Raw genomic sequence first — 24,307 nt, 5'->3', positions numbered from 1 at the left:
CGCCCAGAACCGTCAGTACGTCACCGTGATCCGCCGCGCCGGGCCGTCCACGCTGACCGATCCGCCGTACGGGATCACCAGTTGGGGATCGGTGTGCCCGAAGTCGACGTCGAACACCGCCATGGTGCGCGCGGCATACGCCGCCAGCGCACGCAGCACCGCGTCCCGCTGCTCAGCGGCATAACGCCGCCTGTCCTCCATGGTGTTCGGCTGCTGGAAGGACCACGCTTTGGCACGGGCCATCAGCAGGGCCGGGAAGCGAGCCAGCAGGCCCCGTTCCCCCATGTTGCGCAGGATCCGGAAGACCTCCTGCGCGCTCGGCAATTCCTCTGACGTCTCCAGGAACAGCACACCACCCTCGTAGGCGGCGGGGTCGCGCTCGATCTCGCGGTCGGCCATCAGCAGCCACGACAAGATCTCCAGATTGCCGCCCCAGGCACGGCCGTTGACGACTTGGTCGGGCTGGTGCCAGATCCAGCCGCCGGCGGGCTGCGAGTCCGGTTCCCTCTCGAAGGTGGCCGGGTCGGCCCAGTCACGGTCGGTGTCGCGGTAGAGCTCGGCGGGGCGGAGTTCGTATGGACCCGAGGTGAACAGGGCCGCGCGTACCGAATCAGCGGTCAGGGGATGAAGCGCGTACGGGCGGCCGATCTCGGTCATCACGCAGGCACCGTGATAGCCGACAATGCCCAGATTGTGCAAGAAGGCCAGCAGATTGGTGTTGTCGCTCGAGCCGAAGAACGGTTTGGGATTGGCGCGGATCAGCTCGCGATCCAGCAATGGAAGAACGGTGATCTGATCGTCGCCGCCGATGCTGGCCATCACCGCCTTGACCGTGGGATCGGCGAACGCGGCGTGAATGTCGTCGGCGCGCTCCTTGGGTGTGGAGCCCATCTTGCGTGTACTCGGGTATTCCACCGGTTCGAGGCCGAAATCCTCACGCAGCCGCTTGAGCCCCAGCTCGTGAGGAAGGGGGAGAGGACCCGGCAGACCGGACCCGGGCGAAATGATCGCTATACGGTCGCCGGGCACGGGCTTGGGCGGATACGCGGGTGAGGTCATGCCAGTCAGATTAGGAGCCTGGTCGACTTCCGATCATCTCTATTTCCGGTGGGGTCTGCTGCCGGAACGCGACGGTTCGCGGACTCGCACGTCATGGCGAGGGCCGAGCCCCGGCAGCGGGCAGGCCGCCTTCCGGTCCGCCAACGCGCCCGGTGTCCACGGCCGAGCGGGGCTGACCAGCACAGGCCGACCCCCCAGGGCTGCGGCGGCGTGGGCGCCCCGGATGCCGTCTGGTTGCTGTTGCCGTTGCTGGGCTCTGGCAAGGAATCGCATGCGCAGGCTGCCGGTGAGGGATCTCCCGCCTGAGGCCGGGCCACGCGATTTTGTCCGGGCCGCCGACACAGCAGAGAGCGCGGCTACGCACGCGGAAGGCGGCTGCACACATACAGGGAGGGGTGGCGCATGGACTGGGTGGATCTGTCTCTACTGCGGCGCGGCAGCCGCGTCCACTTCCTTCTCGCCTGGGCACTCTGCGTGCTCGCGCTGCTGCTCGCGGCGGCGACATGGCTGCCCGGACCGAACGGGGTTCCCTTCGGCGCGGTGGGTTTCCTGTTCATTGCGATCTTCCCGGTCGTCGGGGCCGCCCTGCTGCTGGCCTTGTTCTCCGAAGGTGGCAGAGCCATGGGCGGCCTTGTCGTCCTCGTTGCCGCGGCGCCTGAGGTCACCCTGCGCGGGACCACGGGCGCCGGCTCAGGATCGCGCTCCGGAAGAGCGGCGAGACCACCGGCCTGAAACGCGCCGTCGTCATTGCCGCGCGCCTTCAACATGAACAGACCGTACGCATCGCGTTCCATTCCGGAAGGACGAACCTTGTTCCTGTCCCTGCCCGCGTATGCTTGGCCGTCATTGCCGCCGCCGTCACTCCGGTCCACATTGGCGTGATGCGCTGGGTGATGCCGACACCGAAGGCGAAGAAGAGCGTCTCTTTCGGTCCTCTCGCGGGGGGCATGACTCTGATCATGTATGCGGTAGTGAAGAGCTACTCCCTTTCCGTCACCCTGTACGTGTACACATCCGGCCTGCTGATGTTCCTCATCATGTTCGTCCCGGTGAAGAAGTGGGTCGCAGCCGACATCTTGAAGCAGGAGCAGAATCCGGGCATCAAGGTGAAGCCGCACACGGCTTCTCTGGTGTGGTTCATTCTCTCCGGGACCACCGTGGCGGGAATCGTGGCCGCCGTGGTGGCTGTCGAACACGTAGGCAACTCCGCGGCCGGTCCGACCGACCTGTTCGCCTGGTGCAACTCAACGCGGCTGACGGGTACTGGGTCTTCGCGCTCTTCCTCACCGACAGGGGCATGGGCCTCTGCCGAACCGCCTTCAGGCTCACCGTTCGTCAGGGGCACACGGCATGCGGTGAGCCGGCACCGCGGCGCCGGATCGACCCGGCCCGTGCTCTGCGCCGTCGTACGCTGAGGGCATGTCGTCGCGCCGCAGGAACTGTCCCGAGTGTCGTCGGGAGATCGCCGTCGTCGCGGGGCGGTTCGCGCGGCACGACCCGCCGGGGGCGCGGAGCGAGGGGTCACTTGTCTCGTGCCCCGGATCCCGCAGGCTCGCCCAGGCCGATGCCGCGCAACCCGCCCTCGACGGTTACCTCCCACCGGAGTTCCCCGGGCAGCTTCCCCTCTTCTGAGTCCGGGGCTGCGGCCTCTTCCGCGACCTGGCCCGACGCACCGTCAAGGTTGCTGGACATCAACCCGGTTGACCAGATTCTCCGCGTGCGGGACGTGCGCGTCCCGGCCGTCCGCGGCGAACACCCCGTGCACCTGTCGTAGCAGCACCGCCCGCGCCCCCCTTTCGGCACCGGCACTTCGTTCAATTCCCCGCCACCGCTTTCACCGCCACCGACACCGGGGTCGAACCGCTGACCAGTTCCAGGGTCAGACCGGCCGTCGCGGGCGTGTCGACCAGTTCCGCGAGGACCGCCGCCACGTCGTCGCGCGGGATAGTGCCGCGACCGGTGTGCGCCTCCAGCCGTACGAGACCCTTGCCGGCATCACTCGTCAGCGAGCCGGGGCGCAGGATCGTCCAGTCCAGGGACTTGTGGGCGCGTACGTACGCGTCGGCCTCGCCCTTCGCGCGCAGGTAGACGTCGAAGACCTCGTCACCCGAGTGCTCCGGGTCCGCGCCCATGGACGAGACGACGACGACACGGCGTACGCCCGCCCGTTCCGCCGCGTCCGCGAACAGGATCGCCGCGTCCCGGTCCACGGTGTACTTGCGGGCCGCGCCGCTGCCCGGGCCCGCACCCGCCGCGAAGACGGCCACGTCGGCCCCCTCCAGGTGTCCCGCAACCACCTCGACCGACACCGATTCCAGATCGCACACGATCGGTTCGGCGCCCGCCGCCCGCAGATCGTCGGCCTGCTCCGCATGGCGGATGATCCCCGCCGCCTCGTCACCGCGCGCGGCGAGCAACCGCTCCAGCCGCAGCGCGATCTGACCATGACCACCAGCGATGACAATGCGCATGTTTCCGACCGTACGCCCAGGCAGACGCCTTCGCCGCGCGACTTCGCACACGGCTCGACTCTCACGCCCGAACACCACGCTGCCGGGCACCCCGTGCCGCCCGCGCACGCCATCCCTGCCCTGTGCGGCTCCGGCCTGCGCCGCCCCGACCCGCACCCCCGGGCAGTGCGCCCTACGGTTCCGTGACCCGCCCCTGCCGGGGCAGGTCCAGTGCCACGGCCGCCGAGTCGCAGTACTCCCGAACCGCGCTCGTACGAGCCACCACGCGCCCCCGATGCACCACGACGCGGCTGTACGCGAGCGAGAGCGCGCCCGCCAGCCGGGCGCCGCGCACCGCGAGCAGTTCGGCGGGGAAGCCGGCCTCCACGCGCACCTCGGGCAGACCGAGCACGGCCCGCGCGGACGCGCTCACCGTGTCGTACGCCTCCTCGGGGCTCAATCCGTACCGCGACGCCAGCAGATACGCAGCCTCCAACGGGTCGCCGCGCCCCACGGGATTCGCCACGTCCCTGAGCGCCCCGCTGCCCGCCGCCACCCGCACCCCGGCTGACCGCAGCAGCCGTACCGGAGCCGTGCCGCGCCGGTCGACGCCGCCGCAGCCTCCCTGCGGCAGGCAGATCACGGTCACTCCGGCGGCGGCGAGTTGGTCGGCGGCACGGGCGGCGGCCCCCGCCGGAAGGCGCCCAAGACCGCCGCACGGGCCGAGTGTCACCCCGGGGCGCAGCCCGCCCGCCATCGCCGCGATCCGGGCCAGGCGCGCCGGATCTTCGGCGTCCGTGTGCAGATCGACCGGGCAGCCGGACTCGGAGGCCAGTTCGAGAACCGCTTCCACATAGCCGGTCGGATCCGGGTCCGTGTCCGGGCAGCCGCCCACCACCGTCGCGCCCATCTTCACCGCGTCCCGCAGTATCGCGAGCCCGTCCGCGCCGGCGGCTCCGGTGAGCACCCGCGGCATCGCCACCGCCGTCAGCTCAACAAGCCCGCGGAGTGAGCGCCGAGCCTCCAGCACCGCCTCCAGCGCGTCCAGGCCCTGTACGTCACCGATGTGCACATGCGACCGCAGGGCCGTCGCGCCGTGGCCGAGCTGCAGCAACGCCGCCTCGGTGGTGCGGCGCTGGACCTCCTCGGGGGCGTACGACACCGGTCCGTCGCCGTCCGCCGAAAGGGCCGTGTCGCAGTGCGCGTGCGGCTCGGCGGGGGCCGGCAGGAGCAGATAGCCCCTGAGGTCGACGCGGGCCCCGACGATTCCCGTCGCCAGGCTGCCGCCGGTGCCGACCGCCTCGATGCGCCCGCCGCCCAGCCGCACGTCCACGGTCCGGCCGTCGGTGAGCCGTGCCCCGCACAGCAGCAGGGCGGTCGGGTCGGCCGGTCCCGATGACGAGGACGAGGAAGGGGGCGGCTGCGGTCGGCTGTCGGCCATCGCGCTCCTGAGGGCTCGGGGGCTGCGCTCAAGGGCGCAAGATCACGCAGAGTGAGTCGAGCCTAGGGTGACGACCCGGCCGGGGCGGGGAGGAACGCAATAGTCGTACCGGTGTGGCCCGTACAACCTTCTGCCAGGGCCCCCTTCCGATCCTGCCGCTTCCGGCGCCCCGACGGCGCGCTGCAGTCGCCGTCGCCGCGGCACACGAGGGGTTCGGGAAGTGTCCTGGGAGCTGCGGGGAACAGGCCGCGGTGGGCGCCGCGGAACGGATTTGGGCGAACGGCGGGCGACCGTGTAATGTCTTCATCGCTCGCCCCAATAGCTCAGTCGGCAGAGCGTCTCCATGGTAAGGAGAAGGTCAACGGTTCGATTCCGTTTTGGGGCTCTGGTGTGAGAGGTTTCCGCCGTCAGGCGGGATCTGATCGCATCGCAGCGGTGTAGCTCAGTCGGTAGAGCAAGCGGCTCATAATCGCTGTGTCACCGGTTCAAGTCCGGTCACCGCTACTCAAAAGTAGCCGATTGCGGGGTCGGTCCTTCAGTCGGCTACTCTTTCTTGCGTTATATTTTTCGTCCACCTGTTCGTCAAGGAGCACTCACGTGGCTGCCACCGACGTCCGCCCGAAGATCACGCTGGCCTGCGTGGAGTGCAAGGAGCGGAACTACATCACCAAGAAGAACCGGCGCAACGACCCGGACCGTCTTGAGATGAAGAAGCACTGCCCGCGCTGCAACGCGCACACCGCGCACCGCGAGACGCGATAACACCAGGCTCGTAGCGAGGCCGCCCCCATCTCCAAGGGGGCGGCCTCGCGGCGTTACGGCACCCTGGGGCGGCCCGCCGGCCGACGCGCACCGGCCGCATCGGCGAGTCCGCGACCGTCGGTGCAGAATCGGTCACGTCGTCCGAACGGAGAGGGCCCGCCGGCGCCCCCGGCGAGGCCGAACCCGCTGAACAACCAGGAGGTGCCGAGCCCATGGCGCTCGACCAGTCCTTCGTGGGGCGGTCCTACCCGCCCACCGACCCGTACGAGGTCGGCCGGGAGAAGATCCGCGAGTTCGCGGAGGCGATCGGTGACGCCAACCCGGCCTACACCGACCCGGAGGCCGCCAAGGTGCTCGGGCACACCGATGTGATCGCCCCGCCGACGTTCGTCTTCGCCATCACCTACAAGGCCGCGGGCCAGGTCGTCCAGGACCCCCAGCTCGGCCTGGACTACAGCCGGGTGGTGCACGGCGACCAGAAGTTCGCCTACAGCCGCCCGGTACGCGCCGGCGACCGGCTGAGCGTCACCTCGACCATCGAGTCGATCAAGTCCCTCGCCGGCAACGACATCCTGGACATCCGCGGCGAGGTCCACGACGAGGCCGGTGAGCATGTGGTGACCGCCTGGATCAAGCTCGTGGCCCGCGCGCCGGAAGAGGAGGCATGACGCGATGACCGCGAAGATCGCGTACGACGCCGTCGAGGTCGGTACCGAACTGCCGGCGCAGAGCTTCCCCGTCACCCGAGCCACGCTCGTGCAGTACGCGGGTGCCTCCGGGGACTTCAACCCGATCCACTGGAACGAGAGGTTCGCCAGGCAGGTCGGCCTGCCGGACGTGATCGCGCACGGCATGTTCACCATGGCCGAGGCGATTCGCGTGGTCACGGACTGGCTGGGCGACCCGGGTGCGGTCGTCGAGTACGGCGTCCGCTTCACCAGGCCCGTCGTCGTGCCCGACGACGACCAGGGGGCCCTGATCGAGGTCAGCGGCAAGGTCGCGGCCAAGCTCGACGACAACACCGTCCGCGTCGACCTCACGGCGACGAGCGCCGGCCAGAAGGTCCTGGGCATGTCACGAGCGGTCGTACGGCTGGCCTGAGAGCGGGGCAAGACGGCAGTACGACCGGCTGTACAGGGGCGTCCGCAATCGCGGGCGCCCCTTTCGCGGCAACAGCCTCCCTCCTTGGCGAACGGCTCATAGGGAACGGGTTTCGTGCCGCAAGCCCCTTGACGTATTTAGTGATTGAGCACTAACTTTCCGGCATGGTCAGGATGAGTGCAGAGGAGAGGCGCGAGAGCGTCATCCGCGCGGCGATCGCCGAGTTCGCCCAGAAGGGCTACTTCGGCACCTCCACCGAGGCGATCGCCAAGCGTGTCGGCGTTTCACAGCCGTATCTCTTCCGGCTCTTCCCTAACAAGAAGGCGATCTTCGCCGCCGCCTCGCGCCGGTGCATGGAGGACACCTGCAAGGTCTTCGAGGAGGCTGCCCAGGGGCTGGGCGGCGAGGAGGCTCTGCATGCCATGGCGAACGCGTACACGCGGCTCGCGGAGCACCCCGAAAGGCTCCAGATGCAGATGCAGACGTACGTCACCGTGGCGGCCGTCGAAGCGGAGGGTGACCACGAGTTCGGTGAGGCCGTACGGGCCGGATGGATGAAGCTCTGGGAGACGGTGCACCTGCCGCTCGGGGCCGACGAGAAGGACACCACGATGTTCCTGGCGTACGGCATGCTGGTCAACACCCTTGCGACCATGGGGTTCCCGCCCGAGCACCGGGTCTGGCAGGGGATGTACCCGTCGGCCCGGCTCGACGGGCGGCTGGAGAAGTAGGGGAGCAGGGCATGGGGCTCGTGCCGAGGGCCCTTTCATGCTTCAGAAAGTTAGTAAGTAATAACTAATCAACCGATGTACTGAACCCGCTGGGGGAGCGATGTCACAGCAGCAGACAGGACGACGCGGGGAAGCGGCCTGGGCCCTCGTGATCACCGGCGTCGCCGGATTCATGGCGGCCCTCGACAACCTCGTCGTCACCACCGCACTGCCCTCCATCCGGAAGAGCCTCGGGGGCGCACTGGACGACCTGGAGTGGACCGTGAGCGCGTACACGCTCACCTTCGCGGTCCTGCTCATGTTCGGCGCGGCCCTCGGCGACCGGTTCGGCCGCCGCCGGCTCTTCCTCATCGGGCTGGGCGTCTTCACCGCCGCCTCCGCGGCCGCGGCCATGGCCCCCGGTATCGACTCCCTGATCGCGGCCCGCGCGGTGCAGGGCGTCGGCGCGGCCATCATGATGCCGCTCACCCTGACCCTGCTGACCGCCGCTGTTCCGGTCGAGAAGCGCGGGATGGCGTACGGGATCTGGGGCGCCGTCAACGGACTCGCGGTCGCCTCCGGGCCCCTCATCGGCGGCAGCCTCACCGAACACATCTCCTGGCACTGGATCTTCTGGCTGAACGTCCCGCTGGGCCTCGCCGTGATGCCTCTCGCCCGCCTCCGCCTCGCCGAGTCGTACGGCAGCGGCTCCCCGCTCGACGTGCCCGGCACCCTGCTCGTCAGCGGCGGCCTCTTCGGGATCGTGTACGGGCTGGTACGCGGCCCGGTCGACGGCTGGACCAGCCCCCTTGTACTGGCCGGCCTGTTCGTGGGCACCGTGCTGCTCGCCGGCTTCGTCCACCACGGCATCCGCCGCAAGAACCCCATGCTCCCCATGAGGCTCTTCCGCTCCCGCGCCTTCTCCGGGATCAACGCCGCGAGCCTGCTGATGTATCTGGGGATGTTCGGCTCGATTTTTCTGCTCAGCCAGTACCTGCAGGGCGTGCTGGGCTACTCGCCGACCCAGGCGGGCCTGCGGATGCTGCCCTGGACGGGCATGCCCATGCTGATCGCACCGATCGCCGGGTACCTCTCCGACCGCATCGGCGGACGCCCGGTCGTCGCCGCCGGACTCTTCCTGCAGGCCGTCGGGCTCGCCTACTACGCCGCCGTGGCCGCCGCGGACACCTCGTACGCCGTCCAGTTGCCCGCCCTGATCATCAGCGGCGTCGGGATGTCCCTCTATTTCGCCCCGGCTTCCAGCCTGGCCATGTCCAGCGTCCGGCCCCGGGAGCAGGGCATCGCCTCCGGCGCGAACAACGCCCTGCGCGAGGTCGGCGGCGCGCTCGGCGTCGCGATCATGTCGTCGATCTTCGCGGCGCAGGGCGGCTACGAGACCGCACAGCACTTCGTGGACGGGCTGCGGCCGGCGCTGGTGGTGGGGGCCGCGGTGGTGGCCCTGGGCGGGGTCGCGGCCTTGTTCATCCCGTCCCGGCAGCCCGCCGGAGAGGACCTGGTGGCGGCGCAGGTTCCGGTCCTGGAGACGACCGCCCCCTGAGTCATCCGGCCTGCTTACGTGGCGAACGACGGTCCCGCCGGTCCTTGGGCGGGGCCGTCCGCGTGCGCCGCGGGGCGATCCGTATGCCATGCGGAGCCGCCGGCGCCGTCTCGTAGTCTTGGGCGCGTGCTGGAACTCCACGACGCCCCGCTCGCCCCGCTGACCACCTTCCGGCTGGGCGGCCCCGCCACCCGCCTGATCACCGCCACCACCGACGCCGAGGTGATCTCCGCCGTCCAGGAGGCGGACGACTCCGGTACCCCGCTGCTGCTGATCGGCGGCGGATCCAACCTGGTCATCGGCGACAAGGGTTTCGACGGCACCGCCCTGCGCATCGCCACGACGGGCTTCTCCCTCGACGGCACGAGGCTGGAGCTGGCCGCCGGCGAGGTGTGGACCGATGCCGTCGCCCGCACCGTCGGGGCCGGACTCGCCGGCATCGAGTGCCTCGCCGGAATCCCCGGCTCCGCGGGTGCGACCCCGATCCAGAACGTCGGCGCGTACGGCCAGGAGGTCTCCTCGACGATCACCGAGGTGATCGCGTACGACCGCAGGGCGCGGGAGACGGTCACGCTGACGAACGAGGAGTGCGCCTTCTCGTACCGCGCGAGCCGTTTCAAGGCCGCCCCCGAGCGCTATGTGGTGTTGCGCGTCCGCTTCGGACTCCAGGACGCGCAGGGGCTCTCGGCTCCCCTCAGGTACGCCGAGACGGCCCGCGTCCTCGGCGTCGAGGCGGGCGACCGCGTGCCGCTGGCCACCGCCCGGGAGACCGTCCTGAAGCTGCGTGCGGGGAAAGGCATGGTCCTGGACCCCGAGGATCACGACACCTGGTCGGCGGGTTCCTTCTTCACCAACCCGATCCTCACCGACGAGGAGTTCGCCGCGTTCCACGCGCGCGTGAAGGAGCGGCTGGGAGAGGGCGCGCAGCCGCCCGCGTTCGCGGCGGGCAACGGGCATGTCAAGACCTCCGCCGCCTGGCTGATCGACAAGGCGGGCTTCACCAAGGGGTACGGCAGCGGACCCGCCCGCATCTCCACCAAGCACACCCTGGCCCTCACCAACCGCGGCGAAGCCACCACCGAGGACCTGCTCGCCCTGGCCCGTGAGGTCGTGGCCGGAGTCCGCGATGCCTTCGGGATCACGCTGGTGAACGAGCCGGTGACGGTGGGCGTGAGCCTCTGAGGTGCGGGTGGCTCCTAGGTCTTTACTAGTGCCGCGGCAGGCAACGTTCGCCCCGTCGCGACGCCCGGCACGCTCCCCCAAGCTCTTCGAGCAGGGGGTACCCCCACTCGCCGCGCCAGACGAAAGCCCAAGTACGTCCAGTACGAGGGCTTCCGTCCGGCACGCCGAGAGCACGCTCCCCCACTCTCGGCTTCGCTCGAGCGGGAGGTGCCCCCACGACGCCGCTCCTTAACGGGCAAACGTTGCCTGCCACGGCACTAGTAGGCCACCCCCACCCCCTGCTTCACCGTTCCCGGGTCGCCGGTCATCGCCAGCATCGCGTGGGCGACGTCGGCACGGCCGATGAAGCGGCCCTTGAGCGGGTTGCCGCCGACGACCGTGCGGTACGAGCCCGTGAGCGGCTTGTCCTGCAGGCGCGGCGGGCGTACGACCGTCCAGTCCGTGGCGCTGCGGGCCAGTTCCGCCTCCATCTCCCTCAGGTCGGCGTAGACGTGCTTGAGGATCGCCGAGACGAGGCCGCGGACCATGTGGTCGAGGGTGCCCGTGCCCTCGGGCACGGGGCCGAGAGGAGCGGCGCTCACCACCAGCAGCCGGCGCACCCCCTCCGCCTCCAGAGCGCCCAGCATCGTGCGCGTCAGCCGCGTCGCCACCCCGGCGTCCTTGCGGCTGCGGGGGCCCAGCCCTGACAGGACCGCGTCGCGGCCGGCGACCGCCGGACGCAGCGCGTCGACGTCCGTCAGGTCCGCCCGCACCACCTCCAGGCCCGCGCCGGTCACGGCGAGCCGGGCTGGATCCCGTACGACGGCGGTGACCCGATGGCCCGCTGCCAGGGCCTGCGTGACGATCTCCCGGCCGATGCCGCCGGTGGCACCGAAAACGGTGAGCTGCATGGCGTATCTCCCGTATTTCCGTTCGAGTTTCCGTTCGAGCGCGATGGAATCAGCGGTGGGTGAGCATTGAGACCGGCGCGGGTCCGCATCCTCGATGCCGCACACCAGATGATGCTCACGGTGGGGCTCACCCGCGCCACGACCAAGGAGATCGCCAAGGCGGCGGGCTGCTCCGAGGCCGCGCTCTACAAGTACTTCGCGAGCAAGGAGCAACTGTTCATCCGGGTCCTCGCGGAGCGACTGCCCCGGCTGAGCCCGTTGCTGAGCGATCTGGCGGCCGAGCCGGGCCGGCACCCACTGGAGGAGAACCTCACCGAGATCGCCCGCAGAGCGGCACTCTTCTATGAGCAGAGCTTCCCGATCGCCGCGTCGCTGTACGCCGAGCCGCAGCTCAAGCGGCGGCACGAGGAGGCGATGCGGCAGATGGGATCGGGGCCGCACATGCCGATCCACCTGCTCGACGCGTACCTGCGCGCCGAGCAGGCGGCCGGACGGGTCCGCGCCGACGCGGACACCTTCGCCGCGGCTTCGCTCCTGCTCGGCGCCTGCGCCCAGCGGGCGTTCGCGTACGACGCGACGGAGGAGGGCGGCCCCCCGCCCGTGGACGACTTCGCGCGGCGCCTCGCCCGGACGCTGCTGGGCGGACTGTCCGCGGCCGAGACCCCTCGTGACGCGACGCCCGGGGCATGAGGCCCCCGTACGCGGCCGACCCCCAGGTCACGCCGTATCCGCCACGCGCCCTCTTCAAGCGGCCGGGCCGCTGAGCCAGTCGTCCACCCCCGACAGCAATGCCGCTTGCACGTCCTGGGGTGCCGCCGACCCGCGTACCGACTGCCGTGCCAGCTCCGCCAGCTCCTCGTCCGTGAAGCCGTGGTGGTGGCGGGCGATCTCGTACTGGGCCGCCAGTCGGGAGCCGAACAGCAGGGGGTCGTCGGCGCCCAGTGCCATCGGGACGCCCGCCTCGAACAGCGTCCGCAGCGGGACGTCCTCCGGCTTCTCGTAGACGCCGAGCGCCACGTTCGACGCGGGGCACACCTCGCACGTCACCCCCCGGTCTGCCAGGCGCCTGAGCAGCCGTGGGTCCTCCGCGGCCCGCACTCCGTGGCCGATCCGCGTCGCGTGCAGGTCGTCCAGGCAGTCGCGGACCGACGACGGCCCGGTCAGCTCGCCACCGTGCGGCGCCGACAGCAGGCCGCCATCACGGGCGATGGCGAATGCGCGGTCGAAGTCCCGTGCCATGCCCCGGCGTTCGTCGTTCGACAGTCCGAAGCCCACCACCCCGCGGTCCTGGTACCGCACCGCCAGACGCGCCAGCGTGCGCGCCTCCAGGGGGTGCTTCATACGGTTCGCGGCAACCAGGACACGCATCCCGAGGCCCGTCTCCCGTATCGCCGTCTCCACCGCGTCCAGGATGATCTCCAGCGCCGGGAGCAGACCGCCCAGGCGCGGCGCGTACGACGTCGGGTCCACCTGGATCTCCAGCCAGCCCGAGCCGTCCTTGAGGTCCTCCTCCGCGGCTTCCCGTACCAGCCGCTGGATGTCCTCCGGCTCCCTCAGACACGAACGTGCCGCGTCGTACAGCCGCTGGAAGCGGAACCAGCCCCGCTCGTCCGTCGCCCGCAGCTTCGGCGGCTCCCCGCTGGTCAGCGCGTCGGGCAGCCGTACGCCGTACTTGTCGGCCAGTTCCAGCAGGGTCGTGGGTCGCATCGACCCGGTGAAGTGCAGGTGCAGATGGGCCTTCGGCAGCTCAGAGACATCACGTACACGCTCCATCTGAGGATCGTGCCGTACGCCCCCGCCCCGCCGGTAGCGCTTTCCCCTTCCGTGGTCTTGCTCGCACAAACAAACGGGGACCTCCCACTTACCCACGGAGGGAGGTGGAAGGTCCCCGGAGAAACCGGAGCAGGACGTCAGTCCCGCGCCTCCGCGAGCAGCTTCCGGATCCTGCTCACGCCCTCGACCAGGTCCTCGTCTCCGAGGGCGTAGGACAGCCGCAGATAGCCGGGGGTGCCGAATGCCTCGCCCGGGACGACCGCGACCTCGGCCTCCTCCAGGATCAGCGCGGCCAGCTCCACCGAGTTCTGCGGGCGCTTGCCGCGGATCTCCTTGCCGATCAGGGCCTTGACCGAGGGGTACGCGTAGAAGGCGCCCTCGGGCTCGGGACAGACCACACCGTCGATCTCGTTCAGCATCCGCACGATCGTCCTGCGGCGCCGGTCGAAGGCCTCGCGCATCCTTGCGACCGCGTCCAGGTCGCCCGACACGGCCGCCAGCGCCGCCACCTGCGCCACGTTCGACACATTGGACGTGGCGTGCGACTGCAGGTTCGTCGCGGCCTTGACCACGTCCTTCGGGCCGATGACCCAGCCCACGCGCCAGCCCGTCATCGCGTACGTCTTGGCGACACCGTTGACCACGATGCACTTGTCGCGCAGCTCGGGCAGGAGCGCGGGCAGCGAGGTGAACTTCGCGTCGCCGTAGACCAGGTGCTCGTAGATCTCGTCCGTCAGCACCCACAGGCCGTGCTCGACCGCCCAGCGGCCGATCGCCTCGGCCTCGGCCTCGCTGTAGACAGCGCCGGTCGGGTTCGAGGGGGAGACGAAGAGGACGACCTTCGTCTTCTCCGTGCGGGCGGCCTCCAGCTGCTCGACGGAGACGCGGTAGCCGGTCGTTTCGTCCGCGACGACCTCCACCGGGACGCCGCCGGCCAGCCGGATCGACTCCGGGTACGTGGTCCAGTACGGCGCCGGGACGATCACCTCGTCGCCCGGGTCCAGGATCGCGGCGAAGGCCTCGTAGATGGCCTGCTTGCCGCCGTTGGTGACCAGGACCTGGGAGGCGTCCACCTCGTAGCCGGAGTCGCGCAGCGTCTTCGCGGCGATCGCGCTCTTCAGCTCCGGCAGACCGCCGGCCGGCGTGTAGCGGTGGTACTTCGGGTTCTTGCAGGCCTCGATGGCCGCATCGACGATGTAGTCCGGCGTCGGGAAGTCGGGCTCACCGGCACCAAAGCCGATCACTGGGCGTCCGGCGGCCTTGAGGGCCTTGGCCTTGGCGTCCACGGCAAGGGTGGCGGACTCGGAGATCGCGCCGATCCGGGCAGAGACCCGGCGCTCGGTGGGTGGGGTTGCAGCGCTCATGGAACCCATCGTTCCAGACCGGAATCGCCCGCGGTACGCAGGTTTGGCTTGCCGACCGAAGTCACTGGTCCAAAGCCCTGCGACGGCGTGAACCGGCTTAACCGTGGACGTGGTTTCGATCGACGCCGGCCAGGACGATGCCGCCGGGGCCGTCGCTCCCGCACCCGCTCGGGCGGCTTACGGGAGCGACGCCCGCAGTCGGCGGTGGCCGGAGGGGCGCGACGAGGCGCCGGGCAGGCGGCAGACTGAACAGGACAGGAGGGGAACAAACGTCCTGAGCCGGGCGCCGACGTGGTCGATCTTCCGGCGATCCGCCGCCGATCTTCAGCCGACAATGCCCCTACGGGCACTTTCTGTTCGACGACCGGCCGTTGAACACGTACACTCTCACCTCGTTGGCCTTCGGCGGCCGCGATCGAGCAGGTGCACACCGAGCACCCGCCCGGATGCGGTACGTTGGGGTACACAGCAAAGGGTCGTAGCTCAATTGGTAGAGCACTGGTCTCCAAAACCAGCGGTTGGGGGTTCAAGTCCCTCCGGCCCTGCTACACACTCCCCGATCAGGAAGTGTGCGCACAGTACGTACGTATTGCACTCGCCGTGCGGCTCCACCGGGCGCGGCACGGCCACGACCCGGGAATCAGGTGAGGACGCGTGACGGACGCCGTGGGCTCCATCGACATGCCTGACGCCCAGGACGAGGTGCAGGAATCGAAGAAGACCCGCAAGGGTGGCAAGCGAGCCAAGAAGGGCCCGCTCAAGCGCCTTGCCCTCTTCTATCGTCAGATCATCGCGGAGCTGCGCAAGGTCGTCTGGCCGTCGCGCAACCAGCTGACGTCCTACACCACCGTGGTGATCTTCTTCGTCGCGATCATGATCGCGCTGGTGACTCTGATTGACTATGGGCTCAACCACGCCACAAAGTACGTCTTCGGCTGAGCCGAGAGCGAAGGACGCCGCGGTGCCCGGCGTCCGTTTCGCATGTTCCACCCCTATGTATCCAGGAAGAAGCAGCCACCGTGTCTGACCCGAACCTGAACGACGCCATGGAGCCTCGCGGGGAGGCCGTCGAGTCCGTGGACAACGAGCTGGACATCGTCGAGGGCGCGGACGAGGTCGACGAGACCGAGGCTGCCGAAGCCGTCACGGGCGAGCCGGCCGAAGAGGCCGCCATGCACGTCGTGGACGAGGACGAGGTCGTCGAGGGCGAGCAGGAGCCCGCGCTCGACCCGGTCGAGCAGCTCCGCGAGGAGCTGCGCTCCCTGCCCGGCGAGTGGTACGTGATTCACACGTACGCCGGCTACGAGAACCGCGTGAAGACCAACCTCGAGCAGCGCGCCGTCTCGCTGAACGTCGAGGACTACATCTTCCAGGCCGAGGTGCCGCAGGAAGAGGTCGTCCAGATCAAGAACGGCGACCGTAAGACCATCCGCCAGAACAAGCTCCCCGGCTATGTCCTGGTGCGCATGGACCTGACGAACGAGTCCTGGGGCGTCGTACGCAACACCCCTGGCGTCACCGGCTTCGTGGGCAACGCCTACGACCCGTACCCGCTGACCCTGGACGAGATCGTCAAGATGCTCGCCCCGGAGGCCGAGGAGAAGGCCGCCCGTGAGGCCGCCGAGGCCGAGGGCAGGCCGGCGCCGCAGCGCAAGGTCGAGGTCCAGGTGCTGGACTTCGAGGTCGGCGACTCGGTCACCGTCACCGACGGCCCGTTCGCGACGCTGCAGGCGACCATCAACGAGATCAACGCCGACTCCAAGAAGGTCAAGGGCCTCGTGGAGATCTTCGGTCGCGAGACTCCGGTCGAGCTCTCCTTCGACCAGATCCAGAAGAACTAGTTCTTTCTGGACCGACCGCTTCCGACCAGGTCAGACGGGCTGCCCACAGTCCGTCTGACCTGGTCGGTTTTTGGCCGCGCATCCATACCCGTTATCGTTGTGCGGTATGCCTGCATCCGGGTGGTCCCCGGGAGCGGGCAGGACCCGAATCGAAAGGACCCGGAGAGCTATGCCTCCCAAGAAGAAGAAGGTCACGGGGCTCATCAAGCTCCAGATCAAGGCCGGTGCCGCCAACCCGGCCCCGCCGGTCGGCCCGGCGCTGGGTCAGCACGGCGTCAACATCATGGAGTTCTGCAAGGCCTACAACGCCGCGACCGAGTCGCAGCGCGGTTGGGTCATCCCGGTGGAGATCACGGTCTACGAGGACCGTTCCTTCACCTTCGTCACCAAGACGCCGCCGGCCGCCAAGATGATCCTCAAGGCCGCGGGTATTGAGAAGGGCTCCGGCGAGCCGCACAAGACCAAGGTCGCCAAGATCACCGAGGCGCAGGTCCGCGAGATCGCCGAAACGAAGATGCCCGACCTCAACGCCAACGACCTGGACGCTGCCGCGAAGATCATCGCCGGCACCGCGCGTTCCATGGGCGTCACGGTCGAGGGCTGAACCCCACCTTCGTAGAACCATGCGGCTGAGGCCGCACGTGGCAGGGCCCGCTCGGCCCGCACCACGACTCCTTTCAGAACACACAGGAGCAATTGTGAGCAAGCGCAGCAAGGCTCTCCGCGCTGCGGACGCCAAGATCGACCGGGAGAAGCTGTACGCCCCGCTCGAGGCCGTCCGTCTCGCCAAGGAGACCTCCACGACCAAGTTCGACAGCACTGTCGAGGTCGCCTTCCGCCTGGGTGTCGACCCGCGCAAGGCCGACCAGATGGTCCGTGGCACCGTGAACCTCCCGCACGGCACCGGTAAGACCGCCCGGGTCCTGGTCTTCGCGACCGGTGACCGTGCCGAGGCCGCTCGTGCCGCGGGCGCCGACATCGTCGGCGCCGACGAGCTGATCGACGAGGTGTCGAAGGGCCGTCTGGACTTCGACGCCGTCGTCGCCACCCCGGACCTCATGGGCAAGGTCGGCCGCCTCGGCCGCGTGCTCGGTCCCCGTGGTCTGATGCCGAACCCCAAGACCGGCACCGTGACCCCGGACGTGGCGAAGGCTGTCACCGAGATCAAGGGTGGCAAGATCGAGTTCCGCGTGGACAAGCACTCGAACCTGCACTTCATCATCGGCAAGGTGTCCTTCGACGACACCAAGCTGGTGGAGAACTACGGCGCGGCCCTGGAGGAGATCCTCCGTCTGAAGCCGTCCGCCGCCAAGGGTCGCTACATCAAGAAGGCCGCCATCACCACCACGATGGGCCCCGGCATTCCGGTCGACTCGAACCGCACCCGCAACCTCCTCACCGAGGAGGACCCGGCCGCCGTCTGACCCATACGGTCACCGGCAGCCGCGTCGCGCACGCGCTCCACGGGCCCCGCACCTTCCCTGGTGCGGGGCCCGTGCCCGTTTCACGCGGGCCGCACCAGACGTCAGGCAACCGATGGAAAACGGTCCAACAGGTGACGATCGGGTAGGGTCCACGGCAGGAGATCGATCATTTGTTCCCGGAACTCCAAGGGGTGGACTGTCCATGAAGAATGCGATGCGAGCCGGGCGCAGGAACGCGGTGGGAGCGCTGGTCGTCGTCGCGCTGCTCGGGGGAGCTGTCGGCTGCAGCGGTTCCGACGGAGCCGCCAAGGAAACCAGGAAGAACACCAAGGCCGAGTCGGCGCAGTCGGGGCAGTCGGCCGCGAACGTCATCACGGCCGCGTACAAGAAGACCGCTGCTGCGAAGTCGGCCAGGGTTGAGATGTCCATGTCGATGCCTGAGTCGGCGGACGGCGGGGGCGCGATCAAGGTCACCGGTATGCAGGGCTGGGACCCCACCGTGATGGACTTCACGATGGACGGCTCGATGCTGGCGAAGGCCGGGTCGGACGGCCCGAGCAAGGTCCGCATGATCTGGCGCGACAACATCATGTACATGGACATGGGTGCCGAGGCCGCCAAGGAGCTGCCCGACGGCAAGCGCTGGATGAAGATGGACCTGGGCGCCATGGCCGAGCAGTCCGGTGACGCGCAGGCTATGAAGGCGATGACCTCCGGCCTCGACGACATGAACCAGAACCCGGCGCAGCAGCTCGCCCTGCTGCTCGAGTCGCCGAACCTGAAGCACCTCGGCGCCGCCACGGTCGACGGGGTGAAGACCGAGCACTACAAAGGCCATCTCACCGTCGACGAGATGATGAAGTCGAACAGCGCGCTGGACGTCCTCGAGCCGAAGGACCGCAAGCAGTTGCTCGACAACATCGAGAAGACGGGCATCAAGGGGTACGACACCGAGGTCTGGGTCAACCAGGACAACTTCCCGGCCCGTATGGACGTCACCATGAAGACCCCCAAGGGCGACATGAAGGTGATGTCCAAGTACTCCGACTACGGCGCCGCCATCCAGGTCAAGACGCCGCCCGCCGGTGAGACCGTCGACTTCATGGACCTGATGAAGGAGCTCGGCCAGAATGCCGGCGGAGCCGGTGCGAGTTCCTGACCGAGCTCCCGTCCCCGGCATGGATTTGCTTGCCTCGTGGGACATGACGTAATCTCCCACTGAAGCCAAAGACCGCTGGTCGTTGCCGTGCACTCGAACGAGGGCGCGGTGGCCGAAGGATCCGCTGAATTGCGGACGACCCGCGCAGGTGACAGTGGAAGAACTCCTGGAGTACGCGCCTCTGCCGTGCGTAAGACCAGTTGAGTACGCCCCGTGCGCCTGCGCCGGGGCGTTTCGTTTTCCCCAGACCTCCTTCGGGTCCGCGCGGTCCGAATCACCCGGAAGGAGGCCGAGGCTCTATGGCGAGGCCCGACAAGGCTGCCGCGGTTGCCGAGCTGACGGACAAGTTCCGCAGCTCCAACGCCGCCGTGCTGACCGAGTACCGCGGTCTCACCGTGGCGCAGCTCAAGACGCTGCGCCGGTCGCTCGGTGAGAACGCCCAGTACGCCGTGGTGAAGAACACGCTGACCAAGATTGCGGCCAACGAGGCCGGGATCACGACGCTGGACGACCTGTTCAACGGTCCGACGGCTGTCGCCTTCGTCACCGGTGACCCGGTGGAGTCGGCGAAGGGTCTCCGTGACTTCGCCAAGGACAACCCGAATCTCGTCATCAAGGGCGGTGTCCTTGAAGGCAAGGCGCTGTCCGCCGACGAGATCAAGAAGCTTGCGGACCTCGAGTCCCGCGAGGTTCTGCTCTCCAAGCTGGCCGGTGCGTTCAAGGGCAAGCAGTCCCAGGCTGCCTCTGTCTTCCAGGCGCTCCCGTCGAAGCTCGTCCGCACCGTGGACGCGCTTCGTGCCAAGCAGGACGAGCAGGGCGGTGCCGAGTAATTCGGCTCGCTTTCCGATCCTCGCCGCGTGAGGTGAGGGTCGATGCGGGCCCGACGTACGCCCGCCTTACCCAGTACATCCGGCACCTGCCGATTTAGTGGAAGGACCGCCATCATGGCGAAGCTCACCCAGGACGAGCTGCTTGCCCAGTTCGAGGAGATGACCCTCATCGAGCTCTCCGAGTTCGTGAAGGCCTTCGAGGACAAGTTCGACGTCACCGCCGCCGCTGCCGCGCCGGTCATGGTCACCGGTGCCGCCGGTGTCGGTGCCGCCGAGGCCGTCGAGGAGAAGGACGAGTTCGACGTCGTCCTCACCGGTGCCGGCGACAAGAAGATCCAGGTCATCAAGGTCGTGCGCGAGCTGACCTCCCTCGGCCTGAAGGAGGCCAAGGACCTGGTGGACGGCGCCCCGAAGCCCGTCCTCGAGAAGGTCGCCAAGGACGCCGCGGACAAGGCCAAGGAGGCCCTCGAGGGCGCCGGCGCCTCCGTCGAGGTCAAGTAAGACCTTTTCGGGTCCGCAGTGGACTCATGGGCCGTACGGGGCTCCGCTCCGTACGGCCCGGCGCACGGCGTCCACAGCCGGTTCGAACACGGGCCGTGGCCCCCTCACGGGGCCCGTCACGGCTCACTCGTAGGGCTGTAACGCGAACGCGCAGAAGAGCGATCATCCATCCGGGTGGTCGCTCTTCGTCGTTCCAGTGGGTCCGGCGGCGGCTGCCTTGCGCCCGTCGCCGCGGAGGGTATGGTGATCTTCGCCGTGCCTCCGAGGCCCCCGGCGACAGGCTGCAAGTGACGAGCGCAGCACCCGGTTTGGGCAGGGGAGGCCTTGACGAACCGCACGCAGCGCGCAATTCTCAGGACGCGTCGTCACAACGATCCGGATCCGAGGCATGGATCGACGACGAAGAGGGCAGTATCGATGTGCATCGAGGGCGTGGCTTGCCGCAGGTGTTGAGGAACAACGAGGGTCTCCGTCGAGAGCCTGTAAACCCGCACTGGACATCAGTGTGCCAAGTGGCTACACTGACCCTTTGCGCTGCCTGTTAGCTGCTTCCTGCCCGTCACCAGGAGCATGCCCCTCGCTTGAGCATCGACGTTGAAGAGTCTCTGACCTGGGACTTTCCACCTCCGTGCCTGGTGGGGGTGGCACGCGCGTAGTGAGTCCGAGCCCTCGGAAGGACCCCTCTTGGCCGCCTCGCGCACCGCCTCGACCGCGAATACGAACAACGGCGCCAGCACCGCCCCGCTGCGCATCTCCTTTGCAAAGATCAAGGAGCCCCTCGAGGTTCCGAACCTTCTCGCGCTGCAAACCGAGAGCTTCGACTGGCTGCTCGGTAACGACGCGTGGAAGGCTCGCGTCGAGGCGGCTCTGGAGTCCGGTCAGGACGTTCCCACCAAGTCCGGCCTCGAGGAGATCTTCGAGGAGATCTCCCCGATCGAGGACTTCTCCGGGTCGATGTCGCTGACCTTCCGCGACCACCGCTTCGAGCCGCCGAAGAACTCCATCGACGAGTGCAAGGAGCGCGACTTCACGTACGCGGCTCCCCTCTTCGTCACGGCCGAGTTCACCAACAACGAGACCGGCGAGATCAAGTCCCAGACCGTCTTCATGGGCGACTTCCCGCTCATGACGAACAAGGGCACCTTCGTCATCAACGGCACCGAGCGTGTCGTGGTGTCTCAGCTGGTCCGTTCCCCCGGCGTCTACTTCGACTCCTCCATCGACAAGACGTCCGACAAGGACATCTTCTCCGCCAAGATCATCCCGTCCCGGGGTGCCTGGCTGGAGATGGAGATCGACAAGCGCGACATGGTCGGTGTCCGCATCGACCGCAAGCGCAAGCAGTCCGTGACCGTCCTCCTGAAGGCGCTCGGCTGGACCACCGAGCAGATCCTCGAGGAGTTCGGCGACTACGAGTCCATGCGCGCCACCCTGGAGAAGGACCACACCCAGGGCCAGGACGACGCGCTGCTCGACATCTACCGCAAGCTGCGTCCGGGCGAGCCCCCCACGCGTGAGGCCGCGCAGACGCTGCTGGAGAACCTCTACTTCAACCCCAAGCGCTACGACCTCGCGAAGGTCGGCCGCTACAAGGTCAACAAGAAGCTGGGCGCGGACGCCCCGCTGGACGCCGGGATCCTGACCGTCGAGGACATCATCTCGACGATCAAGTACCTGGTGCAGCTGCACGCCGGCGAGATCGAGACGGTCGGTGACAACGGCCAGAAGGTCGTCGTCGAGACCGACGACATCGACCACTTCGGCAACCGCCGCCTGCGCAGCGTCGGCGAGCTGATCCAGAACCAGGTCCGCACGGGTCTGGCTCGTATGGAGCGTGTCGTGCGCGAGCGCATGACCACGCAGGACGTCGAGGCGATCACGCCGCAGACCCTGATCAACATCCGGCCGGTCGTCGCCTCCATCAAGGAGTTCTTCGGCACCAGCCAGCTGTCCCAGTTCATGGACCAGAACAACCCGCTGTCTGGTCTCACGCACAAGCGTCGTCTCTCGGCGCTCGGCCCCGGTGGTCTGTCCCGTGAGCGGGCCGGCTTCGAGGTCCGTGACGTGCACCCCTCGCACTACGGCCGCATGTGCCCGATCGAGACGCCGGAAGGCCCGAACATCGGTCTGATCGGCTCGCTCGCCTCTTACGGCCGGGTCAACGCGTTCGGTTTCGTCGAGACCCCGTACCGCAAGGTCAACGACGGCCAGGTCACCGACGAGGTCGACTACCTGACCGCCGACGAAGAGGACCGCTTCGTCATCGCGCAGGCCAACGCCACGCTGACGGACGACCTCCGCTTCGCCGAGGCCCGCGTCCTGGTCCGCCGCCGTGGCGGTGAGGTCGACTACGTCAGCCCCGAGGACGTCGACTACATGGACGTCTCGCCGCGCCAGATGGTGTCGGTCGCGACCGCCATGATCCCGTTCCTGGAGCACGACGACGCCAACCGTGCCCTCATGGGCGCGAACATGATGCGCCAGGCCGTGCCGCTGATCAAGTCCGAGGCCCCGCTCGTCGGCACCGGCATGGAGTACCGCTCCGCCGTCGACGCCGGCGACGTCGTCAAGGCCGAGAAGGCCGGTGTGGTCCAGGAGGTCTCCGCGGACTACATCACCACCGCCAACGACGACGGCACGTACATCACGTACCGCCTGGCCAAGTTCGCCCGCTCCAACCAGGGCACCTCGGTCAACCAGAAGGTCATCGTCAACGAGGGCGACCACGTCATCGAGGGCCAGGTCCTCGCCGACGGTCCGGCCACCCAGAACGGCGAGATGGCGCTCGGCAAGAACCTGCTCGTGGCGTTCATGCCGTGGGAGGGTCACAACTACGAGGACGCGATCATCCTGTCGCAGCGCCTCGTGCAGGACGACGTCCTCTCCTCGATCCACATCGAGGAGCACGAGGTCGACGCCCGTGACACCAAGCTCGGCCCCGAGGAGATCACCCGGGACATCCCGAACGTCTCCGAGGAGGTCCTCGCCGACCTCGACGAGCGCGGCATCATCCGCATCGGTGCCGAGGTCATCGCCGGTGACATCCTCGTCGGCAAGGTCACCCCGAAGGGTGAGACCGAGCTGACGCCCGAGGAGCGCCTGCTGCGCGCGATCTTCGGTGAGAAGGCCCGTGAGGTCCGTGACACCTCGCTGAAGGTGCCGCACGGTGAGACCGGCAAGGTCATCGGCGTGCGCGTCTTCGACCGCGAGGAGGGCGACGAGCTGCCGCCGGGCGTGAACCAGCTGGTCCGCGTCTACGTCGCGCAGAAGCGCAAGATCACCGACGGTGACAAGCTCGCCGGCCGCCACGGCAACAAGGGTGTCATCTCCAAGATCCTGCCGATCGAGGACATGCCGTTCCTGGAGGACGGCACCCCGGTCGACATCATCCTCAACCCGCTCGGTGTGCCGTCCCGAATGAACCCGGGACAGGTCCTGGAGATCCACCTCGGCTGGCTCGCCAGCCGCGGCTGGGACGTCTCCGGTCTCGCCGACGAGTGGGCGAAGCGCCTGCAGAACATCGGTGCCGACCAGGTCGCCCCGCGCACCAACGTCGCCACCCCGGTGTTCGACGGTGCACGCGAGGACGAGCTCGCCGGCCTGCTGCAGCACACCATCCCGAACCGCGACGGCGAGCGCATGGTGCTCCCGTCCGGCAAGGCCCGGCTGTTCGACGGCCGCTCCGGTGAGCCGTTCCCGGACCCGATCTCGGTCGGGTACATGTACATCCTGAAGCTGCACCACCTGGTCGACGACAAGCTGCACGCCCGCTCGACCGGTCCGTACTCGATGATCACCCAGCAGCCGCTGGGTGGTAAGGCCCAGTTCGGTGGCCAGCGCTTCGGTGAGATGGAGGTGTGGGCCCTCGAGGCCTACGGCGCCGCGTACGCCCTCCAGGAGCTGCTGACCATCAAGTCCGACGACGTCACCGGCCGCGTGAAGGTCTACGAGGCCATCGTCAAGGGCGAGAACATCCCTGAGCCCGGCATCCCCGAGTCCTTCAAGGTGCTCATCAAGGAGATGCAGTCCCTGTGCCTGAACGTGGAGGTGCTGTCCAGCGACGGTATGTCCATCGAGATGCGTGACACCGACGAGGACGTCTTCCGCGCTGCGGAGGAGCTCGGCATCGACCTGTCCCGGCGCGAGCCGAGCAGCGTCGAAGAGGTCTGACGGGAGTCCGGCGGGCCTTGAGCGATCAAGGCCCGCCGGCCCCAGGACCCCCGTATCAGACCCAAAGACTTACGACCCTGAGAGGGATTGAC

The 24,307-nt window shown here is 68.5% G+C and carries 24 protein-coding genes and 3 tRNA genes; 21 read left to right on the top strand and 6 right to left on the bottom strand.

Features of this window, described 5'->3' with window-relative positions; all coding sequences use genetic code 11:
* Positions 1 to 12: 12 nt before the first annotated feature.
* Positions 13 to 1,059: a S66 family peptidase gene (locus tag BIV24_RS03110; RefSeq protein ID WP_071364563.1), complete on the bottom strand. Its 1,047-nt coding sequence runs from the start codon at positions 1,057 to 1,059 to the stop codon at positions 13 to 15.
* A 402-nt stretch (positions 1,060 to 1,461) separates the two neighbouring features.
* Between BIV24_RS03110 and BIV24_RS03105 the strand changes: the two genes are divergently transcribed.
* The 3 genes from BIV24_RS03105 to BIV24_RS34985 all read left to right on the top strand — a co-directional run bounded on the left by BIV24_RS03105 (position 1,462) and on the right by BIV24_RS34985 (position 2,691).
* Entirely contained in the window at positions 1,462 to 1,791 is a 330-nt protein-coding gene (locus BIV24_RS03105; protein ID WP_071364562.1) for a hypothetical protein, read from the top strand.
* Between the two features lie 149 nt (positions 1,792 to 1,940).
* Positions 1,941 to 2,474, top strand: a complete 534-nt coding sequence (locus BIV24_RS03100; RefSeq protein ID WP_143064555.1) for a hypothetical protein — start codon at positions 1,941 to 1,943, stop codon at positions 2,472 to 2,474.
* A 4-nt stretch (positions 2,475 to 2,478) separates the two neighbouring features.
* Positions 2,479 to 2,691 (top strand): hypothetical protein, encoded by a 213-nt coding sequence (locus tag BIV24_RS34985; RefSeq protein ID WP_079167964.1) that lies wholly within the window; start codon positions 2,479 to 2,481, stop codon positions 2,689 to 2,691.
* Between the two features lie 182 nt (positions 2,692 to 2,873).
* Here the strand turns inward: BIV24_RS34985 and BIV24_RS03095 are convergent, their stop codons facing one another.
* Positions 2,874 to 3,530, bottom strand: a complete 657-nt coding sequence (locus BIV24_RS03095) for an NAD(P)H-binding protein (RefSeq protein ID WP_071364560.1) — start codon at positions 3,528 to 3,530, stop codon at positions 2,874 to 2,876.
* 172 nt (positions 3,531 to 3,702) lie between these two features.
* A complete protein-coding gene (locus tag BIV24_RS03090; protein ID WP_071364559.1) occupies positions 3,703 to 4,950 on the bottom strand; it encodes an amidohydrolase family protein in 1,248 nt (415 codons plus the stop codon).
* Positions 4,951 to 5,262: 312 nt separating this feature from the next.
* Here BIV24_RS03090 and BIV24_RS03085 point away from each other — a divergent pair.
* The 8 genes from BIV24_RS03085 (at position 5,263) to BIV24_RS03050 (ending at position 10,263) form a co-directional block, all read left to right on the top strand.
* Positions 5,263 to 5,335, top strand: a tRNA-Thr gene (locus tag BIV24_RS03085).
* Between the two features lie 46 nt (positions 5,336 to 5,381).
* Positions 5,382 to 5,454: transfer RNA gene (locus BIV24_RS03080), tRNA-Met, on the top strand.
* A gap of 93 nt (positions 5,455 to 5,547) precedes the next feature.
* Positions 5,548 to 5,712, top strand: a complete 165-nt coding sequence (gene rpmG, locus BIV24_RS03075) for a 50S ribosomal protein L33 (RefSeq protein ID WP_004571794.1) — start codon at positions 5,548 to 5,550, stop codon at positions 5,710 to 5,712.
* 212 nt (positions 5,713 to 5,924) lie between these two features.
* Positions 5,925 to 6,380, top strand: coding sequence for a MaoC family dehydratase N-terminal domain-containing protein (locus BIV24_RS03070; protein WP_071364558.1), 456 nt, complete (start codon positions 5,925 to 5,927; stop codon positions 6,378 to 6,380).
* A gap of 4 nt (positions 6,381 to 6,384) precedes the next feature.
* Positions 6,385 to 6,813: a MaoC family dehydratase gene (locus tag BIV24_RS03065; RefSeq protein ID WP_071364557.1), complete on the top strand. Its 429-nt coding sequence runs from the start codon at positions 6,385 to 6,387 to the stop codon at positions 6,811 to 6,813.
* A gap of 164 nt (positions 6,814 to 6,977) precedes the next feature.
* Positions 6,978 to 7,544, top strand: a complete 567-nt coding sequence (locus BIV24_RS03060) for a TetR/AcrR family transcriptional regulator (RefSeq protein WP_177198612.1) — start codon at positions 6,978 to 6,980, stop codon at positions 7,542 to 7,544.
* A gap of 100 nt (positions 7,545 to 7,644) precedes the next feature.
* Positions 7,645 to 9,081 carry a DHA2 family efflux MFS transporter permease subunit gene (locus BIV24_RS03055; RefSeq protein ID WP_071364556.1) on the top strand — a complete coding sequence of 479 codons (1,437 nt, stop codon included), beginning with the start codon at positions 7,645 to 7,647 and terminating at the stop codon, positions 9,079 to 9,081.
* A 126-nt stretch (positions 9,082 to 9,207) separates the two neighbouring features.
* Positions 9,208 to 10,263, top strand: coding sequence for a UDP-N-acetylmuramate dehydrogenase (locus BIV24_RS03050; protein WP_071364555.1), 1,056 nt, complete (start codon positions 9,208 to 9,210; stop codon positions 10,261 to 10,263).
* A gap of 257 nt (positions 10,264 to 10,520) precedes the next feature.
* Here BIV24_RS03050 and BIV24_RS03045 read toward each other — a convergent pair whose 3' ends face one another.
* Positions 10,521 to 11,153 carry an NAD(P)-dependent oxidoreductase gene (locus BIV24_RS03045; protein ID WP_071364554.1) on the bottom strand — a complete coding sequence of 211 codons (633 nt, stop codon included), beginning with the start codon at positions 11,151 to 11,153 and terminating at the stop codon, positions 10,521 to 10,523.
* 66 nt (positions 11,154 to 11,219) lie between these two features.
* Here BIV24_RS03045 and BIV24_RS03040 point away from each other — a divergent pair, with 66 nt between their 5' ends.
* Entirely contained in the window at positions 11,220 to 11,843 is a 624-nt protein-coding gene (locus tag BIV24_RS03040; RefSeq protein WP_281247683.1) for a TetR/AcrR family transcriptional regulator, read from the top strand.
* A 54-nt stretch (positions 11,844 to 11,897) separates the two neighbouring features.
* On the opposite strand, the gene BIV24_RS03035 is transcribed toward BIV24_RS03040, so the two are convergent.
* Together BIV24_RS03035 and BIV24_RS03030 are read right to left on the bottom strand one after the other, a co-directional pair.
* The gene (locus tag BIV24_RS03035; protein WP_071364553.1) at positions 11,898 to 12,926 is read right to left on the bottom strand and encodes an adenosine deaminase; all 1,029 of its coding nucleotides are present in this window, start codon (positions 12,924 to 12,926) and stop codon (positions 11,898 to 11,900) included.
* A gap of 137 nt (positions 12,927 to 13,063) precedes the next feature.
* Positions 13,064 to 14,290: a pyridoxal phosphate-dependent aminotransferase gene (locus tag BIV24_RS03030; protein WP_071364552.1), complete on the bottom strand. Its 1,227-nt coding sequence runs from the start codon at positions 14,288 to 14,290 to the stop codon at positions 13,064 to 13,066.
* Between the two features lie 472 nt (positions 14,291 to 14,762).
* On the opposite strand from BIV24_RS03030, the gene BIV24_RS03025 reads away from it, so the two are divergent.
* The 9 genes from BIV24_RS03025 to rpoB all read left to right on the top strand — a co-directional run bounded on the left by BIV24_RS03025 (position 14,763) and on the right by rpoB (position 24,215).
* Positions 14,763 to 14,835 (top strand) — tRNA-Trp (locus tag BIV24_RS03025).
* Positions 14,836 to 14,944: 109 nt separating this feature from the next.
* On the top strand, positions 14,945 to 15,229 hold the full coding sequence (gene secE, locus BIV24_RS03020) for a preprotein translocase subunit SecE (RefSeq protein ID WP_071364551.1): 285 nt from the start codon (positions 14,945 to 14,947) through the stop codon (positions 15,227 to 15,229).
* Positions 15,230 to 15,309: 80 nt separating this feature from the next.
* Positions 15,310 to 16,131 (top strand): transcription termination/antitermination protein NusG, encoded by an 822-nt coding sequence (gene nusG / locus BIV24_RS03015; protein WP_071364550.1) that lies wholly within the window; start codon positions 15,310 to 15,312, stop codon positions 16,129 to 16,131.
* A 169-nt stretch (positions 16,132 to 16,300) separates the two neighbouring features.
* The gene (rplK, locus tag BIV24_RS03010) at positions 16,301 to 16,735 is read left to right on the top strand and encodes a 50S ribosomal protein L11 (RefSeq protein ID WP_071364549.1); all 435 of its coding nucleotides are present in this window, start codon (positions 16,301 to 16,303) and stop codon (positions 16,733 to 16,735) included.
* A 94-nt stretch (positions 16,736 to 16,829) separates the two neighbouring features.
* Positions 16,830 to 17,555 (top strand): 50S ribosomal protein L1, encoded by a 726-nt coding sequence (gene rplA, locus BIV24_RS03005; protein WP_071364548.1) that lies wholly within the window; start codon positions 16,830 to 16,832, stop codon positions 17,553 to 17,555.
* 202 nt (positions 17,556 to 17,757) lie between these two features.
* On the top strand, positions 17,758 to 18,714 hold the full coding sequence (locus tag BIV24_RS03000; protein ID WP_245766651.1) for an SCO4651 family lipoprotein: 957 nt from the start codon (positions 17,758 to 17,760) through the stop codon (positions 18,712 to 18,714).
* A gap of 299 nt (positions 18,715 to 19,013) precedes the next feature.
* The gene (gene rplJ, locus BIV24_RS02995) at positions 19,014 to 19,544 is read left to right on the top strand and encodes a 50S ribosomal protein L10 (RefSeq protein ID WP_071364546.1); all 531 of its coding nucleotides are present in this window, start codon (positions 19,014 to 19,016) and stop codon (positions 19,542 to 19,544) included.
* A 114-nt stretch (positions 19,545 to 19,658) separates the two neighbouring features.
* Positions 19,659 to 20,045, top strand: a complete 387-nt coding sequence (rplL, locus tag BIV24_RS02990) for a 50S ribosomal protein L7/L12 (protein ID WP_071364545.1) — start codon at positions 19,659 to 19,661, stop codon at positions 20,043 to 20,045.
* 684 nt (positions 20,046 to 20,729) lie between these two features.
* Positions 20,730 to 24,215 carry a DNA-directed RNA polymerase subunit beta gene (rpoB, locus tag BIV24_RS02985; protein WP_071364544.1) on the top strand — a complete coding sequence of 1,162 codons (3,486 nt, stop codon included), beginning with the start codon at positions 20,730 to 20,732 and terminating at the stop codon, positions 24,213 to 24,215.
* Positions 24,216 to 24,307 lie beyond the last annotated feature (92 nt).

The organism is Streptomyces colonosanans, from assembly GCF_001866645.1.
GTDB classification, from domain to species: domain Bacteria; phylum Actinomycetota; class Actinomycetes; order Streptomycetales; family Streptomycetaceae; genus Streptomyces; species Streptomyces colonosanans.
Note: the sequence above shows the minus strand (reverse complement) of the source record. Positions and strands in the feature narration are given on the sequence as shown.

What these genes read in the sequence shown, in the direction of transcription:
- BIV24_RS03065 (WP_071364557.1), top strand. Translation starts at nt 6,385, where the DNA reads ATGACCGCGAAGATCGCGTACGACGCCGTCGAGGTCGGTACCGAACTG.
- BIV24_RS03070 (WP_071364558.1), top strand. Translation starts at nt 5,925, where the DNA reads ATGGCGCTCGACCAGTCCTTCGTGGGGCGGTCCTACCCGCCCACCGAC.
- BIV24_RS03105 (WP_071364562.1), top strand. Translation starts at nt 1,462, where the DNA reads ATGGACTGGGTGGATCTGTCTCTACTGCGGCGCGGCAGCCGCGTCCAC.
- rplL (WP_071364545.1), top strand. Translation starts at nt 19,659, where the DNA reads ATGGCGAAGCTCACCCAGGACGAGCTGCTTGCCCAGTTCGAGGAGATG.
- BIV24_RS03090 (WP_071364559.1), bottom strand. Translation starts at nt 4,950, where the DNA reads ATGGCCGACAGCCGACCGCAGCCGCCCCCTTCCTCGTCCTCGTCATCG.
- BIV24_RS03110 (WP_071364563.1), bottom strand. Translation starts at nt 1,059, where the DNA reads ATGACCTCACCCGCGTATCCGCCCAAGCCCGTGCCCGGCGACCGTATA.
- BIV24_RS03100 (WP_143064555.1), top strand. Translation starts at nt 1,941, where the DNA reads ATGCGCTGGGTGATGCCGACACCGAAGGCGAAGAAGAGCGTCTCTTTC.
- BIV24_RS03035 (WP_071364553.1), bottom strand. Translation starts at nt 12,926, where the DNA reads ATGGAGCGTGTACGTGATGTCTCTGAGCTGCCGAAGGCCCATCTGCAC.
- BIV24_RS34985 (WP_079167964.1), top strand. Translation starts at nt 2,479, where the DNA reads ATGTCGTCGCGCCGCAGGAACTGTCCCGAGTGTCGTCGGGAGATCGCC.
- BIV24_RS03055 (WP_071364556.1), top strand. Translation starts at nt 7,645, where the DNA reads ATGTCACAGCAGCAGACAGGACGACGCGGGGAAGCGGCCTGGGCCCTC.
- BIV24_RS03030 (WP_071364552.1), bottom strand. Translation starts at nt 14,290, where the DNA reads ATGAGCGCTGCAACCCCACCCACCGAGCGCCGGGTCTCTGCCCGGATC.
- rplJ (WP_071364546.1), top strand. Translation starts at nt 19,014, where the DNA reads ATGGCGAGGCCCGACAAGGCTGCCGCGGTTGCCGAGCTGACGGACAAG.
- BIV24_RS03045 (WP_071364554.1), bottom strand. Translation starts at nt 11,153, where the DNA reads ATGCAGCTCACCGTTTTCGGTGCCACCGGCGGCATCGGCCGGGAGATC.
- rplK (WP_071364549.1), top strand. Translation starts at nt 16,301, where the DNA reads ATGCCTCCCAAGAAGAAGAAGGTCACGGGGCTCATCAAGCTCCAGATC.
- BIV24_RS03060 (WP_177198612.1), top strand. Translation starts at nt 6,978, where the DNA reads ATGGTCAGGATGAGTGCAGAGGAGAGGCGCGAGAGCGTCATCCGCGCG.
- BIV24_RS03000 (WP_245766651.1), top strand. Translation starts at nt 17,758, where the DNA reads ATGAAGAATGCGATGCGAGCCGGGCGCAGGAACGCGGTGGGAGCGCTG.
- BIV24_RS03095 (WP_071364560.1), bottom strand. Translation starts at nt 3,530, where the DNA reads ATGCGCATTGTCATCGCTGGTGGTCATGGTCAGATCGCGCTGCGGCTG.